This is a genomic window from Arthrobacter sp. PAMC 25486, assembly GCF_000785535.1.
Taxonomy (GTDB): Bacteria; Actinomycetota; Actinomycetes; order Actinomycetales; family Micrococcaceae; genus Specibacter.
Window position 1 is genome coordinate 901163 of sequence record NZ_CP007595.1, and the last position, 15815, is coordinate 916977.

Below are 15815 nucleotides of genomic sequence, written 5' to 3' on the forward strand. Positions count from 1 at the left end.
GATGAAAACAGTTCGCCAGGTCGTTGTAGTGACAGGAGCCAGCGGTGGGATTGGCCGGGCCACCGCCATCGCCTTCGGACGCCGCGGCGCCACGGTTGCTCTGTTGGCCCGGGGCCAGGCGGGGCTCGACGGCGCCGCCGCGGAAGTGGAGGCCGCCGGGGGCACGGCATTGATCGTACCGGTGGACACGTCAGATTCTGCTGCCGTCGACGCGGCTGCGGAGCGGGTTGAAAACGAACTGGGCCCCATTGATATATGGGTCAACGTGGCCTTCACCTCCGTCTTCGCCCCTTTCTCCCAGATCAAACCGGAGGAGTTCGCCCGGGTCACCGCCGTGTCCTACCTGGGGTACGTCTATGGAACCATGGCCGCCTTGACCCGGATGCGCACCCGGAACCGGGGCACGATTGTCCAGGTCGGCTCTGCCTTGGCCTATCGCGGCATACCGCTCCAGAGCGCCTATTGCGGTGCCAAACATGCCATCCAGGGGTTCAATGAATCGTTGCGGTGTGAGCTGCTCCACGAACATAGCGGTATCCACAACACCATGGTGCAAATGCCTGCCGTGAACACCCCACAGTTCTCCTGGGTTCTTTCCCGGCTGCCCAAAAAAGCCCAGCCGGTACCACCCATTTATCAGCCCGAAGTGGCGGCCCGCGCCGTCGTCTATGCCGCTGACCATCCTCAGCGCCGCGAATATTGGGTCGGTGGCAGCACCGCCGCAACCCTGTTAGCCAACGCCGTGGCCCCGGGACTGCTGGATGTCTATCTGGCCCGCACCGGTTTCGCCTCGCAGCAGACCAGCGAACAGCGGCCCGCGGACCAGCCGGTCAACTTGTGGGAACCAGCGGATGCCGATACCGACTTCGGCACGCATGGCGTCTTTGACCACCGCTCCACAGCACGGAGCCACCAAGTGTGGGCGTCTCAACATCACGGGATGTTGGCGGTGGGGGCAGCTGGCAGTGTGTTGGGACTGGCCGCAGTTGCAGGGGTCCTGCTCGGGCGCTGGGTGCGGCAATGAAGACGCTTGAGTTCTGCCGGGGCTTGCTGGGACTGTGCCAACTGATCAGGCCCCAGCTGCTGTACCGAGCCGCCACCGGCACCGCCCCGTCCCCCGGCGCGGCAGTGGTCGTGCGGGTTCTCGGTGCCCGGCACGTAGTCCAGGCGCTGTTGCTGACGCGGGCCGGATCGACGGCGCAGGGTGGGAAGACCTGGCATCGTTGCGGTGCGCTCGTCGACCTTGCCCATGCGGCAACGATGGTCGCCTTGGCCTGTGGAAATGGGCGTTGGCGCAAACCAGCCGGCATTGATGCGGCCCTGGCCTCGACCTTCGCCGTGCTGGAGTCACGATGAATCAGCTACCAGTCCCCGGCCGGTCACGGTGTGGCCCATCCTTCAAGGTCAGGGCGAAGCGTTCATCGTCACGGATTTCCCCAGCCGCCTGTGCGAAGGCCTCCAACGCCGGCCCCAAGGTTGCGCGTAGTGTGGCGGGCATCCGGTTCATGACGGCCGCGATGGCCGTACGGCGGTGTTCCATCACCGTATCCACCAGTTCCTTGCCGTGTGCACTGAGGGCAAGGAGTAGATACCGCCGGTCCGCCGGGTTGTCCCTGCGATCCAGCAGGCCCGCCGCGACCAGCCGGTCGCAGGTCCTGGTGGCATTGGAGGGATGCACGCCCAGATCAGCGGCCACCGCGCCGAGATTTTGCGGGCCATGCGTAGCTATGAGGACCAGTACGCGCAGCTGCGGGGAGGTGACGCGATACTCAACCTCTGCCACCGATTGGGCGATGACGGCCAAGAACACGCGTGCGGCACGCATGGCCGCATCAATGTCATCGACCCCGTCAGCCGAGCTTTCGGCGGCCTTCGGGTCGTCACCTGCAAGGCCGTGGGTAATTAAGGTGTTCACGCCTACGAGTATCCATCTTTTAGTTGCGAACACGCAATCTTTGCGTGCATTCATCTATTGGCCGAGCCAGGACCATCTGAGCATGGACCGCCCTATGATCCCTACACGGAAAGCTCAGGCCCTCGGGCGAGGGAAGGACCGAACATGAAGAATCCGTTCCATCAACATATCCGGGCGCAGGGAGTCGAGCCTGGCGACGTCGTGCACGGCATCGACAGGATGGTGCGCAACATTGAAACAGGCCGCTTTGAGCGTTCACTCGCAGCGCTCACGGCCGCCGGAGCGCTGGTCACCGCGGCGGAAATCTACTTTGAACACGACAAGGCCAGCTTCGGAAACAAATGGATGTGGGTGCCGGTAATCCTGGGACCCCTCGGGGCCGTGGCGGGGGTGGCAGGGGTTTGCAGCAAACGTATGGCAAAAACAGCGCTCCCGCTGGCCTCGGCCGTCATTGTCGCCAACGGCCTCCAGGGAACGTACTTCCATGCGCGCGGTATTGCCCAGAAGCCCGGCGGCTTCAAAAACCTGCGCTACAACATGGAAATGGGTCCTCCCCTGTTGGCCCCGCTGCTGGTGACCATGGTCGGTGGCATGGGCCTGCTCGCGGCTGTGCTGAGGCGGGAAAAATGAGCACGCTGCCTCTTCCCACCAGCGATGGCGGCGCCCGGTTTCCGGGTTTTAGCGCCGCCAGCCAGGTCAAACATTGGGATACCGCAACGGCGTCCGTCGTCATGGGCCGGCTGGGCCGGCCACCGGATATCCACTTTTTCACCCCGGACGAAGAAGCCGCCGCAGGCGCCCTGTTCAACCAGCTCCTGGACCAACGCGAGGAGCCGCGCGTGCCCGTCGTGGCCATGGTGGATGCCCGGTTGGCTGCCCAGGAAACGGACGGCTGGCACTACGAGGACATGCCCACGGATGCACAAGCATGGCGGGGGACGTTGGCCGGCCTGGATGATGATGCCCGGCTTCGCTGCAGCACACGGTTTGCCACAGCCACGTGGAACGAGCAGACACGGCTGTTGCAGAGCATCCAAAACCTTGGCACGGCATTGTGGCACGGCTTCCCCGCGCAACAAGTCTGGAGTCTGTGGACCCGCTACGCGTGCACAGCGTTTTACGCCCATCCGTGGGCGTGGGATGAAATCGGTTTCGCGGGGCCGGCCTACCCGCGAGGCTACAAAAACATGGGTGTGGACGCTTTGGAGCCCTTTGAGGTTCGTGATGTCCGTCCAGCCGCGGACCCGACACGGCCAAAGTTGGCATCCCCATGAGCACTGTGCGCCAGCGCAACGAATCGGCGTGGCTGCTCCCTGCCGGGCCGGGCACCAACCACGGCCTGCGTGAGCAGATGCGCCACTTCGCGGACGGGGACGAGGTCGATATCGTCATCGTCGGTTGCGGTGCCGGCGGGTCCACCCTGCTTCAGCGCCTGGCGCGGGCGGGCTGGCGGGCGGTGGCCATGGACGCCGGCCCGTTCTGGGATCCGGAACGCGACTGGGTCAGTGACGAGGCCGGTTCACACCACCTTTACTGGACCGAACCCCGGGTCATCGCAGGGAACGATCCGGTGCCCCTGGGCTCGAACAACTCGGGCCGGGGCGTGGGCGGGTCGATGGTCCACTACGCCGGGTACGTGCCCAGGTTCCATCCCAGCGACTTCCGCACCCGGACCCTGGACGGGGTGGGTGCCGACTGGCCCCTGCAATACCAGGATCTCAGGCACTACTACCAGGACATTGAGGAGGAACTGCCGGTGGCCGGGGAACACTGGCCCTGGGGTGACCCGCACGGCTACCCCCACAGCCCCCATCCCGTCTCCGGCAACGGCGAAATCTTTCAGCGCGGCGCCCTGGCCTGTGGCATTACCGCGAAAGTGGGTCCGGTGGCGATCACCAACGGCCGCTTCGGCAACCGGCCCCACTGCATCTACCGCGGCTTCTGCCTGCAAGGGTGCAAGGTCAACGCGAAAGCCTCACCGCTGATCACCCATATTCCCGATGCCCTGGCCCACGGCGCCGAGGTGCGCCCCGATTCCATGGTGACCCGTGTCGACGTCGATGCTCGAACCGGACTGGCCACGGGCGTGCACTACATGCGCGGGGGCGTGGCCCGTTTTCAGCGTGCCCGCATGGTCGCCGTTGCCGGCTACTCGATCGAGACCCCCCGCCTGTTGCTCAACTCCGCCTCCCCACGGTTTCCCGACGGGCTGTGCAACGACTTCGACCAGGTGGGCCGCTACCTCATGGTCCAGGGCGCGCCCCAGACCGCCGGTCGCTTCGACGCCGAGGTGCGGATGTGGAAGGGTCCGCCACCAGAAGTCAGCAGCGAGGAATTCTACGAAACTGACCCGACGAAACCCTATAAGCGCGGCTTCTCCATCCAAACCGTCTCGCCGCTGCCGATCACCTGGGCCGAACATGTCATGGCCCAAGGCCACTGGGGCCCCGCGCTGCGCAACTACATGAGCGACTACGTCCACTGGGCGTGTCTGGGAGCTTTGTGTGAATTCCTCCCCCAGGCCGGGAACCGGGTTACCCTCGCGAATGAGAGGGACCGGCATGGGCTGCCCGTGGCCCGTTTCAGCTATTCCCAAGGTGAAAACGACCGTGCCTTGATGACAGCAGCCCAGGAAAAGATGGAACTCATCCTCACCGCGGCCGGCGCCGATGACGTCATCACCATCAACCGCTACGCCCACCTGGTGGGTGGGGCCCGCATGGCCGGAACGCAGGAGGACGGCGTGGTCGACGCGGACTGCCGCAGCTTCGCCGTGGCGAACCTGCTCATCACCGATGGCAGTGTCCTGCCCACTCAGGGCAGCGCCAACCCGGCCCTGACCATCATGGCCGTCGCGGCCCGGGCCGCCGACCGGCTGCTCCTCAACGGGGGCCGGCGCCACTAAAACATCAAAACATCAAACCACAGCACCGCAGCCGCGACCGCAGCTCGTGAACACATCCACCTTGGAGGACGGAAACATGGCAAAGGACAAAGTTTCAGACTATCTGCTGGCACGGCTGCGTGAGTGGGGTGTCGATCACGTCTTCGCATTCCCCGGCGACGGGATCAACGGCATCCTGACAGCGTTCGGGCGTGCGGACAACCACCCGAAATTCATCCAATCACGGCACGAGGAAATGTCCGCGTTCGAGGCCGTGGGCTACGCCAAATTCTCCGGGCGACTCGGTGTCTGCATGGCAACCTCGGGACCGGGGGCCATCCACCTCCTCAACGGCCTCTATGATGCGAAACTTGACCATGTCCCGGTGGTGGCCATCGTTGGACAGACCGCCCAATCAGCCATCGGCGGGGCTTACCAGCAAGAAGTGGACCTGGTGACATTGTTCAAGGATGTCGCCGGCGACTACGTACAACTGGTGACGGTCCCCGAACAACTCCCCAACGTTTTGGACCGGGCCATCCGCATCGCCTTGGCCGAACGGGCGCCCACCGCCATCATCATCCCCTCGGACGTGCAGGACCTGGAATACTCCCCACCCACCCACGCCTTCAAAATGGTGCCCTCCAGCCTCGGCGTGCACTGGCCCACCACCACCCCCGGCATGGAAGGGATCCGCGCAGCGGCGGCCCTGCTCAACGCCGGCACCAAGGTGGCCATGCTCATCGGCTCCGGGGCACGGGACGCCCGCGAAGAAGTGCAGCAGGTCGCCGAGATCCTCGGCGCCGGGGTGGCCAAGGCGCTGCTGGGCAAGGATGTCCTCTCCGACGAGCTGCCCTACGTGACAGGCTCCATCGGATTGCTGGGCACCCGTCCCAGCTACGAACTCATGATGGATTGCGACACACTGCTCACCGTCGGCTCAAGCTTCCCGTACACCCAGTTCATGCCCGAACCCGGCCAGGCCCGCGGCGTCCAGATCGACATCGACGCCAAAATGATCGGCATGCGCTACGCGTACGAGACCAACATCGTTGGCGACGCAAAAACCACGCTCAAGGCACTGATCCCCCTGCTGGAACGCAAGGAAGAGCGGTCCTGGCGGGAAACCATCGAAGCGAACGTCGCCCGGTGGTGGGAGACCATGGAGATGGAAGCCGCAGTGGAAGCCAACCCCATCAACCCCATGCGCCTGTTCTCTGAACTTTCACGTCGGCTGCCGGAAAACGCCATCATCACAGCAGATTCCGGGTCATCGGCCAACTGGTATGCCCGGCAGCTGAAATTCCGTGGCAGCATGCGCGGCTCCCTCTCGGGCAACCTTGCCACGATGGGTCCCGGCGTGCCCTACGGCATTGGTGCCAAGTTCGGCTGCCCGGATAAGCCGGTGATTGTTTTTGCCGGCGACGGCGCCATGCAAATGAACGGCCTGGCGGAACTGATCACCATCAAGCACTACTGGCAGGAATGGGCCGACCCCCGGCTGATCATCGCCGTCCTGCACAATAACGACCTGAACCAGGTCACCTGGGAGATGCGTGCCATGGAAGGGGCACCGTCCTTTACCCAGTCGCAAACACTCCCGGACGTCCCCTACGCTGCGTTCGCGGAACTTCTGGGCCTGCAGGGATTTGCCGTGGAGAACCCGGATGAGCTCGGCCCGGTGTGGGAACGGGCGCTGGCAGCGGACCGCCCCACCGTCCTGGACGTCCGGGTCGACCCCGATGTTCCGCCGATCCCCCCGCACGCGACCTTCGAACAGGCCCTCGACAGTGCCAAGGCCGTGCTCAAGGGCGATCAGAACGCGTGGGGTTTCATCAGGGAAGGCGTCAAGACCAAACTCCAAGAATTCCTGCCCCACAAGGACAGCTAGCCATGGACTCCGACCCGACCATCGAACGGCTGGAGGTATCGGTGTACCGGGTACCCACGGACGCACCTGAAGCAGATGGCACCTGCGCGTGGGACTCCACCACCATGGTCCTGGTCCAGGCCCACGCCGGCGGTGCCACCGGACTGGGCTGGAGCTACGCACCCGCTGCCTGCGCATCTCTGATCACCGAGCTTCTGCAACCCGCCGTTATCGGCCTGCCCGTACTCGACGTCGGACGGGCTTCCGCCTCGATGCTCCAGGCCGTGCGCAATGCCAGCCGCCCGGGCACTGTCGGCTACGCCATCTCCGCCGTCGATTGCGCCCTCTGGGACCTCAAGGCCAGGCTGCTGGAGCTGCCCCTGCACCGACTTCTGGGCACCATCCTGGACAAGGTGCCCGTCTATGGCAGCGGCGGATTCACCAGCTATGACGACCGACAGCTGACCGATCAACTCACCGGCTGGGCGCTGGAGCAGGGAATACCGCGGGTGAAGATCAAGATCGGCGAATCCGCCGGCACCCGAACGGCCAGGGACCTGGCACGAATGCGGCAGGCACGGACGGTGATCGGGCCCGACGTCGAACTCTTCGTCGACGCCAACGGCGGCTACACTGCCAAACAAGCCATCCGAGTCATGACCGAGGCACGGGACCTGAACATCCACTGGCTGGAAGAACCCGTCTCCTCGGACAACCTCACGGGGCTGCGGGAGGTCCGCGACCGGGTCGATGCGGACGTTGCCGCCGGCGAATACGGGACCGACCTTCTCTACTACCAGAGACTGTGCGCAGCCAACGCCCTCGATTGCGTGCAGACGGACGTTTCACGGTGCGGCGGCATCACCCAATGGCTGCGCATAGCATCCCTGGCCGAGGCGTACGGGCTGGAGATCTCCGGACACTGCGCCCCGCACCTGAGCGTCCATGTCGCCGCAGCCACCCCGAACTTCCGGCACCTGGAATGGTTCCACGACCACGTCCGCATCGAAACCAATTTCTTCGACGGCTGCCTAGACCCAGCTGGCGGAACTCTCACACCCTCTACAGCACCCGGCAACGGACTCAGCCTGCGCAGCGCAGACATGGCCCCCTATCGGATCGGATAAGAAAAACGACACACCATCCCACCACCCACACAATGCAGAACGGCCCGTCCCAGGCCACGCACCAAGGAGTCATCTCATGGTCCCTCAAACTAAAGAACCCCCACCAGAGTTACACCCGGTGGGCGACGACGACCGCCCCTGGTGTTGCCGCTGCGGAACCAATGAATATCTGTGTTTTGAATCCATTACTGCTGTCCCACACACATTCGATGTGGTGGACGTCGACTATGTCTGCACGAAGTGTGAGAGCTTTTATGGTCACCTGGTTCCCAAGACAAAAATGGACAAGAGCATTTTGAGGGAGTGCGGCATCCCCTACATGATCACCACGGCGGAGGGTTACCTCCACTGTGGCCACGTCATGACCCCCACCGGGGAGCGCATGCCGATGCTCCATGCGCGACTGGGCCCCCACCATGACTCGTGGCGACCTCCTGATCATTCCCCGATGCAGGCAGTGCGCTGCCGGTGCGGCTTTCAAATGATGGTCCCCCTCGAGCGCGGAGCCAAATACTCCCGGTAAGTTTGGACATACCCACCACCCGTTGACCACTCTCCCAGGACCACCATGAGAAACTATTCAGCCATCGAGAGCTCCTCCAGCAAGCACCCTGCCGATTGGGGCAGGGCCATGGCGATGGCTTTGACCCGCGTCGTTGCCCAGGCCCGGGCGGACGGCCACGATATTGAACACGACAACCTCTACGGGACTGATCTGCACCTGACAATTACAGAAGCCGACCCGGGGGTCCAAGTTACGCTCCGCTGGAGCCCTGACGAATCAGAGGCCACGGGGCGAACAAAGCCCCTAGTCGATGATCAGGGCACCTGACGCGCGGGTCAGTCCTGTGAGGTAGGTCTGCAGTTGGTGTATCAGTGCAGGCTCCTAAGAATATTGCAGGTGATTCCGAGGACGTTCATGTCAGAATGAGCCATGAGCAATCCACGCTTTGGCACACGTGTCCACCGTTCACGATTTCGGCTGGCCGTCATGGTCGCTGTTGGCATCCTCACCGCCTTATTGGTGGGATTTTCCGGCTCCTGGGACTATGCCCCTGCCGTCGGATGGGGTGCAGCGTCCATAACATTCCTGTGGTGGGTCTGGGCGATTATCGGCCGGCTTGATCCTGCCGAAACCGCCGTCCACGCCAGCCGTGAAGACCCCGGCCAGGCCAGCTCCGATGTACTCGTCTTGGCCGCCACGTTGGCCAGTTTCGGTGGGGTCGTCCTCATTTTGATGACCGCAGGTTCCGCCCAAGGGGGAATGAAAGCCGCAATCCTCGGTCTGGCCCTAGGCAGCGTTGCCCTGTCCTGGTTTCTCGTCCACACCTTATTCACGCTCCGCTACGCCCGGCTCTTCTACCGCGACCGGAAAGGGGTCGACTTCAATGAAGACACCCTGCCTCACTACCGTGACTTTGCCTACCTGGCGTTCACCGTGGGCATGACGTTTCAGGTCTCCGATACCGACCTGACAACCGATGCCATCCGTTCAACTGCCTTGCGCCACGCCTTGCTCTCCTACCTGTTGGGAGCCATCATATTGGCCACCACCATCAATCTCGTCGCCGGCCTCATCCACTAATGAGCCGCGCCCCGACGCGGGAGCACAGCCCACCCCCACCATGCCACGGTGGACAACGTTTGTCCTCGCCAGGACATAGTTTCTACACTCCATTGGCAACACTGCCGTGGCGCTCGGCATGGACTTTGGAGCCGAACGGGCCAGCTCGACGGGTGGCTGCAGCGCGGCACCCGGGAATCGTGTCACATTTGAGTTCTGGCCACTATCTGAGCACAACCCCACCCTGACAGCAGCTCATGAAATCTCAGCTGCTGCCAAGAGGGCTTCCATGGCCGATTCAAGGTATTACTTGTTCACTGCCTTGCGTCGAATCCAGCCAAGGACCCCTGTCACCACAAAAAGCACTATCGCAATGACTGCAAGCCAAAGCAATCCTTTAAAAGCGAACCCGACGACGGCGAGAATTATCCAGATCAGAAGAAGAACTACTATGAGAGAAATCATGTTTTCAGGGTAAGCCTCTCTCGGCGGGAACAACAGTGACAATTTCGCCCGCCACCTTGATTACGGAAAGTCGCAAAAGAGTCACCTTTCGCCGCCGGGCAAGAGATCATTGACGCCTTTAGTGACGCCAAGAGTCCATCCACCCGTCATTGCCACTCTGGGATGTTGCCCTGCCAGTACGGCCCCACCCTATTACGAGGACATCGGCGCACCCGGAGGTCCATGACAGCCTGATTTTTCAATACGAAACCTTGCCAACCGAAGCCTCAAAGCCTTGGCAACGACACCTGCCCAGCCGACTGTCAGTTCTAAGTTGCAGTTGAGAGTCGACGCCGGCACTGCGTCAGCTGGGGCTGTGACAAGCACTGCCGTGTGCAGGCGACGACACGGGTATACGAACGGCATGTCATCGTTCGGAATCGCCGCGTCCCTCGACCCATGTTGTCCCGACTTCATCGGTGTACATGATGATTTTTTCGTCGGCCAGCCCTCGAGTCGATTGTTGTGTAGATCCGTCTCCGGAGGGTTCATTGACAAGCGGGCTTCCAACATGGCCAAGCGGAATCCCATCCAGCCCATGTGAACCCTCGGGCCCGGGCAGACCTGCATCTTCAATAATCTCAGGGACAATACTGCGCCTGTCCCAGCTGACACTGACCTTGATGGATCCATTGCCGCCCCTATCAAGGGTCGTTACGAGGATATCTGCTCCGGCGCCCATGTCAATGAGTCTGTCTCGATAGGACTGGATCCTTTGCGGCAAGGTCTCCTCGGTCCACTCACCAGGGCCAAGAACAGTGGAAATTTCCACCGGTTCTGATTCCATCTCCGTCATCGCTGTCTCCCTGCCCACGTCTTACCTCAATTTGCTCTTGTTCTAGTTCTACTCCTCGGACCCTGAAAGGTGAACAAGGCAAGCAAAACGGCAGCCACTATTCCCGGTGGTTGCTACACGGCGGCAGCCTGACGGGTCCTTCAGTAACTATCGTGGATATCTGGGCATAACGGCGACCCTCTGCGGGCGTTTTCACTTGTCAGCCAATGCAGGGCATTTTACTGACCGGTCCGAAATCCCCTGTTGCGTGAACGCTGGGCCGGCCGGGTGTGCGCCGTCGTCGACCACGCCGGCGGAAACCACCGCCGCGCAGGTACAACCCACAGGCACCGCGACGGGTACTGCCGCGGAGGCGCTGTTCACGGCGGCGCGGCCAGCCGAATCTACCGCAGGGTGATCGTGCGGAACACGTCCGCGACGACCTGCATCCTGGACGGTTACGCGGGCGTGTCCATGGTCCTGGGTCCCACCGGCGACCGGCTTCGCGCCCCGGCGGACCGGGTTGCGAACCTGCCGTCCTGGGGAGACCCATCATGCTGGCCCGGGAAGGCGCCGCGGAAGCCCGGCTGTGCTACACCCAGGCCGGGACCCACCCGGACTGCACAGGTGACGGCCACGGGTTCCGCGTCTACCCGCCCAGCGCCGCTGATTCGCCATGCATCCACCGGCCGACCACGGCGTGCAGCAACACGGACACCAAACTGCTAACCATCGGCGCGTTCCATCCCTAACGGCGCCTAACGCCAAGCAGGCGCCCTGAGGCATCGACTTCCCAGAAACGACCCACGAACGCCGGATAGGCGCCCCGGCCCTGGTGGCGGCCGTGCTTGCGCGCCGGCAGTCGATTCGAGGTGACCGCGAGGGCCGCCGTCGTGAGCAAAGGCAGGGCCCCACCAACTCGTCGGAGGACCAGACCGAACCGACTGCTGGTAGACAGGCTTCACTCCTCCCAGTCCAGCCTGGACCTGGGTCAATCGCTAGTTCCCTGGCGGCTGCCGCATCCGGCTTGAAGAACTACGGCATCTAAACGGAAATCCCAATTTAGGTGAATGCTGGGCCGACCAGATCTCCAGCCCCTCTATCTCTGGGCGATACCCGGTGGCAAAATAGTGATGAAACCACGTCCAACTGTGCGTGGCTCAACGGTGTTCGAAGGGCAAGACCATCAAAAAGGAATTGAAAGACGCCGCGGCTGCGGCCGAGGACGCGTCGAATTCACGGGTCTTTGTCATTGCCGCCCGCACCGGTTTCGCCGTCAGCGGCCTACTGCACATACTCATCGGTGCCATCGCCATCCAGCTGGCGTTCGGTAGGGGCGGACAGGCCGACCAGGGCGGTGCCATGGCCCAACTGGCAAGACAACCGGCGGGAGCACTCCTGCTGTGGATTGCTGTCACGGCGTGTGGGGCGCTGGCCCTGTGGCAGCTCAGTGAGGCCATTTTCGGATATAGCCAGTTGGAATCCAAAGCGAAGTTTGGGAAGAAAATTTCCGCAGCTGGACAGGCTGTTGTGTTTCTGGTTATTGCTGCCGCCTTCGCCTCATTCGCGCTCGGAAGCGGAAAGAACAGCGGACAATCCACCAGCGACGCGACCGCACAGATCATCAAAGCACCAGCGGGTCCGCTGTTGCTGATCGCCATTGGAGTTGCCTTCGCCATAGTCGGAATAGTCTTTGGCGTACGAGGGATCAATAGATCCTTCAAGAAGCAGCTGCTGTTGCCGGCCTCGGGAACGGCCCGGTCCATAGTCACTTTTTTGGGGGTGGTCGGCTACCTCGCGAAGGGTATTGTGCTGCTCCTGGTTGGACTGTTGTTTGTCATTGCCACCGTCGAATCCCGACCCAAGGAATCTACAGGACTCGATGGTGCACTCAAGGCGGTGCGCGAGCAGCCCTTTGGCATCTACTTGCTGATCCTCATCGGCGTGGGGCTGGTTTGCTATGGCCTGTACCAAATAACCAAGGCCAGATTCGCCCGCATGTAGCAGGCAGTGCGTGCACAAGGGGCTGTCGGGTCGCGCTGTCGAACTGGTACTCAGCGGCGGTCTTCTGCCCCATCATGCAGGGCGGCAGTTTTCAGCCTGCGGTTCCTGCAGCCTTGGACAATGTCAAACTGGACTTTATGGAACCACTTCCAGGGCTCGGTATCCTCTGCTGCTGGCCGTGTAGTTGGCAAAAACGTCCGCCAACACCTCGTTAGGAGCGATTAGGCCGGACCCCTTTTCGGCGTTGGAGCACTTGACCGTACCTGTGGCCATTGGTATCTCCTGGGTATCCTGCGTGGGCTTTGGGAATTCGTCCTTCTACGAGCCGATCATCACGTGTTAGGTGGTTCGGGTGCCATTTGTGGGAACAACGTCGCGGATGGTGAAATCACCGGTCTGCATGCCGCCCCGACACTTGTGGCGACGAGCCAGAAAAGTGCTCAGTTTTCCACCACGTCAATACCGATTTGCTACGGGCTGCTTGCGGCGCAAGAATCCACGCGGTGGGCCTGCTCATTTTCGGCGTCGAACGTCGCAGGCAGCACCGAACACGTCCAGCGAGCCGCAGACAGCCAGCAGACTTGCTGCTTTCGTGTGGGGAACTGCCGGTCTTCCCCAGATCTGAGGGATTCTCGGTGTCATGGGTACGACCGGATCGGGCGCCATGTTTCACGCGCCGCGTTCGAAACATTGGGCTGCTGCCTGAAATCCTCACAGCAGCCCAATCACCGTATCCGGCAGCTGGTCTTCAGGGCGGTCAACCGGATGGGTCACAGCCGTTTCAAGGCGATCTGTTTGCACCCGATGCCGCCTCCTTGGATTGCTATTTTCACCCAATGTTTTAGCGGAGCGGGGGATCTGGCGGCATGAATGGATCGGGCGGGTAGGGCGCCGGTGGCATGGGTTCTGTCGGGTCAGGAGGCTGGTTTGGATTCCGTGTGGCGGTCAGGCGGCGGTTCCTGCTGTATCGGCGTCAATGTGGGCGGATTGAAGCCCCCGGAGCTCTTGCCTGTCCGATGGCCACCCCGCACGCCATGATCATGTTGAATAACTTTGCCCGGCTGCCCGCTCCCCGGGCGCGGAGCCGTCCTGCGACCATATTTCTGCACAAGCGTAGCGGGACAGCGTCCACGGCGGTGGTGCCAGGTCTGATGGTCAGCGCTGAACCCTGACTTCACATCAATGCTTCTTGAAGGTGTCCTTGATCTTGTCCGCGGCCTGCTTCAGTTCAGCCTTGACCTGATCTGTTTTGCCTTCAGCTTTCAACCGGTCATTGTCGGTCGCTTCTCCTGCGGCTTCCTTGCCCTTGCCGGCGGCCTTCTCCGCGGAGTGCTTGAACTTGTCACCCAAACCCATGACGCTGCCCTCTTCCCATGCTAGATCTGCCGGTCCTTGTCGGCAGGATACCTTCAGCATAGACCCGCAGTCACCGGGCCAACAGGGACAGCTTCCCGAAGGTATTGCTACGAGGCAATCAAGGGATGCGAACGGCCAACGCGGCGAAGCCTGAAAGCGTATTCCTCCCCGCCCCGGACGAACTACCGCGTGGTTTCACATTCCGGTGGCAAGACGATGATCCTCAGTCAAGGATTCTTGGAGCGGCCGGGGCGGGCAGATCTTGGAGTACCCCACAGCTGTGCTGGATGCCGCCATAAAGTGGGTTCGTCCGCGTTTGGATGAAAGCAATAGGCCCCCAGGTGGCGACGGGGATCATCGACACGGTGACGCGCAAAACGACGATTCAGCGACGGGACCGGAAACGGATCGCAAAAGTACCAATGTATGCAGCGCGCGAGCTGCCCGATGATTCGCCAGCCGGCAACAGGTACAAAAAGATTTGTCGGCCGCCGGGCTTCAACCGCGTACGCAAGAACGCGCCGAAAGTTGGAAGGCTCTCGGCACAACACTCGAGCCGGCGATCAACGTACGCCAGGAGAAACTCAGGAAGGAGAAAATCAAGCCTGAAAGGCTCACGCGCTGGCGAGCCGATCTGAAAGCATAATCTGGATTTTCCCCCGTGGTTCCATGGCGCCCCCGCCCAAGTTCACAACACCCCTGAATACTCCAAAGAAGCGTGGTATGGGTCGGGGCGGGAGCGGAGCTAGCGGCGAGCTGCCGTGGCGATGACCGTTACGGCACGCTCAACCGCATAGACGGGGTCCTTGGCTGCGCCCTTGACCTGGGCGTCGGCTTCCGCCAGAACCTTGATGGCCGTAACCAGGGCAGGTCCGTTCCAGTGTCCGGCATCGCGCCGCGCAATATCGACCTGCCACGGGGCCATGCCCAGATCACGGGCCAACTGCGCCGAGCTGCCCCGGACCCCGAACACCTTGGCCAGCTGGCGAACCTTCATGGCCAGGGCCGCAACCAGCGGCACAGGATCAACACCGGTGGCCAGGGCGTGCCGCAGGGTCGATAAGGCCACCGGTGCGTTGCCTGCCAGCGCGGCATCGGCCACACGGAATGCTGTGGCTTCCACCCGGCCGCCGTAGTACTTGTCAACGTCGTCGGCGCTCACCATGCCCGTGGTGTCGGCCACCAGCTGTGAGCAGGCAGCTGCCAGCTCCGACAAGTTTGCGCCGACTGCGGCGACCAGCGCCCGCACGGCCGGGGCATCAATGCGGCGCTTGGCAAGTGAGAATTCGGCACTGACGAACTGTGCCTTCTCCGGATCCTTCTTCAACGGCTGGCATTCAATGCGCGGCGCCCCCAAAGCCTTCAGGGCATCGAGGAGTTTCTTGCCGCGCACACCGCCGCCATGAATCAATATGAGGCTCACATCGGGTGCGGGATCCTTGATGTATGCGAGGGCATCCTGCAGGAAATCATCGTTCATGGCGGCCAGGCCAGCCACTTCAATCAGCTTGGGCTCGCTGAACAGGGACGGGCTCGCAACCAGGCCCAACTGGCCGGGGCTATAGTGCCCGGCATCCAGTGAGGTCAGCTCCAGCTCGGCGTTCTGTGCCCGCAGTTTCCTGCGCACATCGTCAACGGCTCGGCTGGCAATGAAGTCTTCCGGGCCAAACAACAGCACGACGGGGGCCAGCGGCACATCCCGCCAATCAGCACCCGCAGCAGACCGGGCCGGTGTCCTGGCAGCCGGGCTCACAGCTGTTTTCCTGTCCATGCATTATTCACAGCATCTACTGTGCCACCCAGATCGACTATTCCC

15 protein-coding genes and 2 pseudogenes are annotated in these 15815 nt (G+C 62.4%); 12 read left to right on the forward strand and 5 right to left on the reverse strand.

All coding sequences use genetic code 11. From position 1 onward, the window contains the following. The first annotated feature begins 1 nt into the window (after position 1). Complete coding sequence (locus tag art_RS04240; protein WP_038462670.1) at positions 2–1024, forward strand: SDR family oxidoreductase; 1023 nt, start codon at positions 2–4, stop codon at positions 1022–1024. After that, on the forward strand, positions 1021–1356 hold the full coding sequence (locus art_RS04245) for a hypothetical protein (RefSeq protein WP_052135986.1): 336 nt from the start codon (positions 1021–1023) through the stop codon (positions 1354–1356). Before art_RS04240 ends, art_RS04245 begins: the two co-directional genes overlap by 4 nt. 1 nt (position 1357) lies before the next feature. On the opposite strand, the gene art_RS04250 is transcribed toward art_RS04245, so the two are convergent. After that, positions 1358–1915, reverse strand: coding sequence for a MarR family winged helix-turn-helix transcriptional regulator (locus art_RS04250; RefSeq protein ID WP_253901470.1), 558 nt, complete (start codon positions 1913–1915; stop codon positions 1358–1360). Positions 1916–2059: 144 nt separating this feature from the next. On the opposite strand from art_RS04250, the gene art_RS04255 reads away from it, so the two are divergent. The 7 genes from art_RS04255 (at position 2060) to art_RS04290 (ending at position 9381) form a co-directional block, all read left to right on the forward strand. Further along, entirely contained in the window at positions 2060–2545 is a 486-nt protein-coding gene (locus tag art_RS04255; RefSeq protein ID WP_052135987.1) for a hypothetical protein, read from the forward strand. After that, a complete protein-coding gene (locus tag art_RS04260; protein ID WP_038462671.1) occupies positions 2542–3189 on the forward strand; it encodes a gluconate 2-dehydrogenase subunit 3 family protein in 648 nt (215 codons plus the stop codon). Before art_RS04255 ends, art_RS04260 begins: the two co-directional genes overlap by 4 nt. Further along, a complete protein-coding gene (locus art_RS04265) occupies positions 3186–4820 on the forward strand; it encodes a GMC family oxidoreductase (RefSeq protein WP_038462674.1) in 1635 nt (544 codons plus the stop codon). Before art_RS04260 ends, art_RS04265 begins: the two co-directional genes overlap by 4 nt. A 76-nt stretch (positions 4821–4896) precedes the next feature. Continuing rightward, positions 4897–6690, forward strand: coding sequence for a thiamine pyrophosphate-requiring protein (locus art_RS04270; RefSeq protein ID WP_038468657.1), 1794 nt, complete (start codon positions 4897–4899; stop codon positions 6688–6690). Between the two features lie 2 nt (positions 6691–6692). Next, a complete protein-coding gene (locus art_RS04275; RefSeq protein WP_052135988.1) occupies positions 6693–7796 on the forward strand; it encodes an enolase C-terminal domain-like protein in 1104 nt (367 codons plus the stop codon). Positions 7797–8364: 568 nt separating this feature from the next. Then, complete coding sequence (locus tag art_RS04285; RefSeq protein ID WP_038462678.1) at positions 8365–8628, forward strand: hypothetical protein; 264 nt, start codon at positions 8365–8367, stop codon at positions 8626–8628. Positions 8629–8730: 102 nt separating this feature from the next. Continuing rightward, the gene (locus tag art_RS04290; RefSeq protein WP_038462681.1) at positions 8731–9381 is read left to right on the forward strand and encodes a DUF1345 domain-containing protein; all 651 of its coding nucleotides are present in this window, start codon (positions 8731–8733) and stop codon (positions 9379–9381) included. 850 nt (positions 9382–10231) lie between these two features. Here art_RS04290 and art_RS22645 read toward each other — a convergent pair. Continuing rightward, a complete protein-coding gene (locus art_RS22645; RefSeq protein ID WP_216699584.1) occupies positions 10232–10660 on the reverse strand; it encodes a hypothetical protein in 429 nt (142 codons plus the stop codon). Between the two features lie 267 nt (positions 10661–10927). On the opposite strand from art_RS22645, the pseudogene art_RS23270 reads away from it, so the two are divergent. The 3 genes and pseudogenes from art_RS23270 to art_RS04310 form a co-directional block, all read left to right on the forward strand. Next, positions 10928–11158, forward strand: a pseudogene (locus tag art_RS23270) (DUF4232 domain-containing protein); the annotation flags it as partial. 35 nt (positions 11159–11193) lie between these two features. Beyond that, positions 11194–11391, forward strand: coding sequence for a hypothetical protein (locus art_RS22875; RefSeq protein WP_052135990.1), 198 nt, complete (start codon positions 11194–11196; stop codon positions 11389–11391). Positions 11392–11794: 403 nt separating this feature from the next. Then, the gene (locus tag art_RS04310) at positions 11795–12643 is read left to right on the forward strand and encodes a DUF1206 domain-containing protein (protein WP_038462685.1); all 849 of its coding nucleotides are present in this window, start codon (positions 11795–11797) and stop codon (positions 12641–12643) included. 72 nt (positions 12644–12715) lie between these two features. Here art_RS04310 and art_RS23120 read toward each other — a convergent pair. The 3 genes and pseudogenes from art_RS23120 to holA form a co-directional block, all read right to left on the reverse strand. After that, a pseudogene (locus art_RS23120) lies at positions 12716–12916 on the reverse strand (cold shock domain-containing protein). 906 nt (positions 12917–13822) lie between these two features. Beyond that, a complete protein-coding gene (locus art_RS21500; RefSeq protein WP_082000096.1) occupies positions 13823–13999 on the reverse strand; it encodes a CsbD family protein in 177 nt (58 codons plus the stop codon). A gap of 745 nt (positions 14000–14744) precedes the next feature. Beyond that, complete coding sequence (gene holA, locus art_RS04320; RefSeq protein WP_082000097.1) at positions 14745–15770, reverse strand: DNA polymerase III subunit delta; 1026 nt, start codon at positions 15768–15770, stop codon at positions 14745–14747. Between the last annotated feature and the right edge of the window lie 45 nt (positions 15771–15815).

Excerpts from the sequence above, each read along its gene's own strand:
- art_RS04240 (WP_038462670.1), top strand. The coding sequence starts at position 2 with ATGAAAACAGTTCGCCAGGTCGTTGTAGTGACAGGAGCCAGCGGTGGG.
- art_RS04245 (WP_052135986.1), top strand. The coding sequence starts at position 1,021 with ATGAAGACGCTTGAGTTCTGCCGGGGCTTGCTGGGACTGTGCCAACTG.
- art_RS04255 (WP_052135987.1), top strand. The coding sequence starts at position 2,060 with ATGAAGAATCCGTTCCATCAACATATCCGGGCGCAGGGAGTCGAGCCT.
- art_RS04260 (WP_038462671.1), top strand. The coding sequence starts at position 2,542 with ATGAGCACGCTGCCTCTTCCCACCAGCGATGGCGGCGCCCGGTTTCCG.
- art_RS04265 (WP_038462674.1), top strand. The coding sequence starts at position 3,186 with ATGAGCACTGTGCGCCAGCGCAACGAATCGGCGTGGCTGCTCCCTGCC.
- art_RS04270 (WP_038468657.1), top strand. The coding sequence starts at position 4,897 with ATGGCAAAGGACAAAGTTTCAGACTATCTGCTGGCACGGCTGCGTGAG.
- art_RS04275 (WP_052135988.1), top strand. The coding sequence starts at position 6,693 with ATGGACTCCGACCCGACCATCGAACGGCTGGAGGTATCGGTGTACCGG.
- art_RS04285 (WP_038462678.1), top strand. The coding sequence starts at position 8,365 with ATGAGAAACTATTCAGCCATCGAGAGCTCCTCCAGCAAGCACCCTGCC.
- art_RS04290 (WP_038462681.1), top strand. The coding sequence starts at position 8,731 with ATGAGCAATCCACGCTTTGGCACACGTGTCCACCGTTCACGATTTCGG.
- art_RS22645 (WP_216699584.1), bottom strand. The coding sequence starts at position 10,660 with ATGACGGAGATGGAATCAGAACCGGTGGAAATTTCCACTGTTCTTGGC.
- art_RS22875 (WP_052135990.1), top strand. The coding sequence starts at position 11,194 with ATGCTGGCCCGGGAAGGCGCCGCGGAAGCCCGGCTGTGCTACACCCAG.
- art_RS21500 (WP_082000096.1), bottom strand. The coding sequence starts at position 13,999 with ATGGGTTTGGGTGACAAGTTCAAGCACTCCGCGGAGAAGGCCGCCGGC.
- holA (WP_082000097.1), bottom strand. The coding sequence starts at position 15,770 with ATGGACAGGAAAACAGCTGTGAGCCCGGCTGCCAGGACACCGGCCCGG.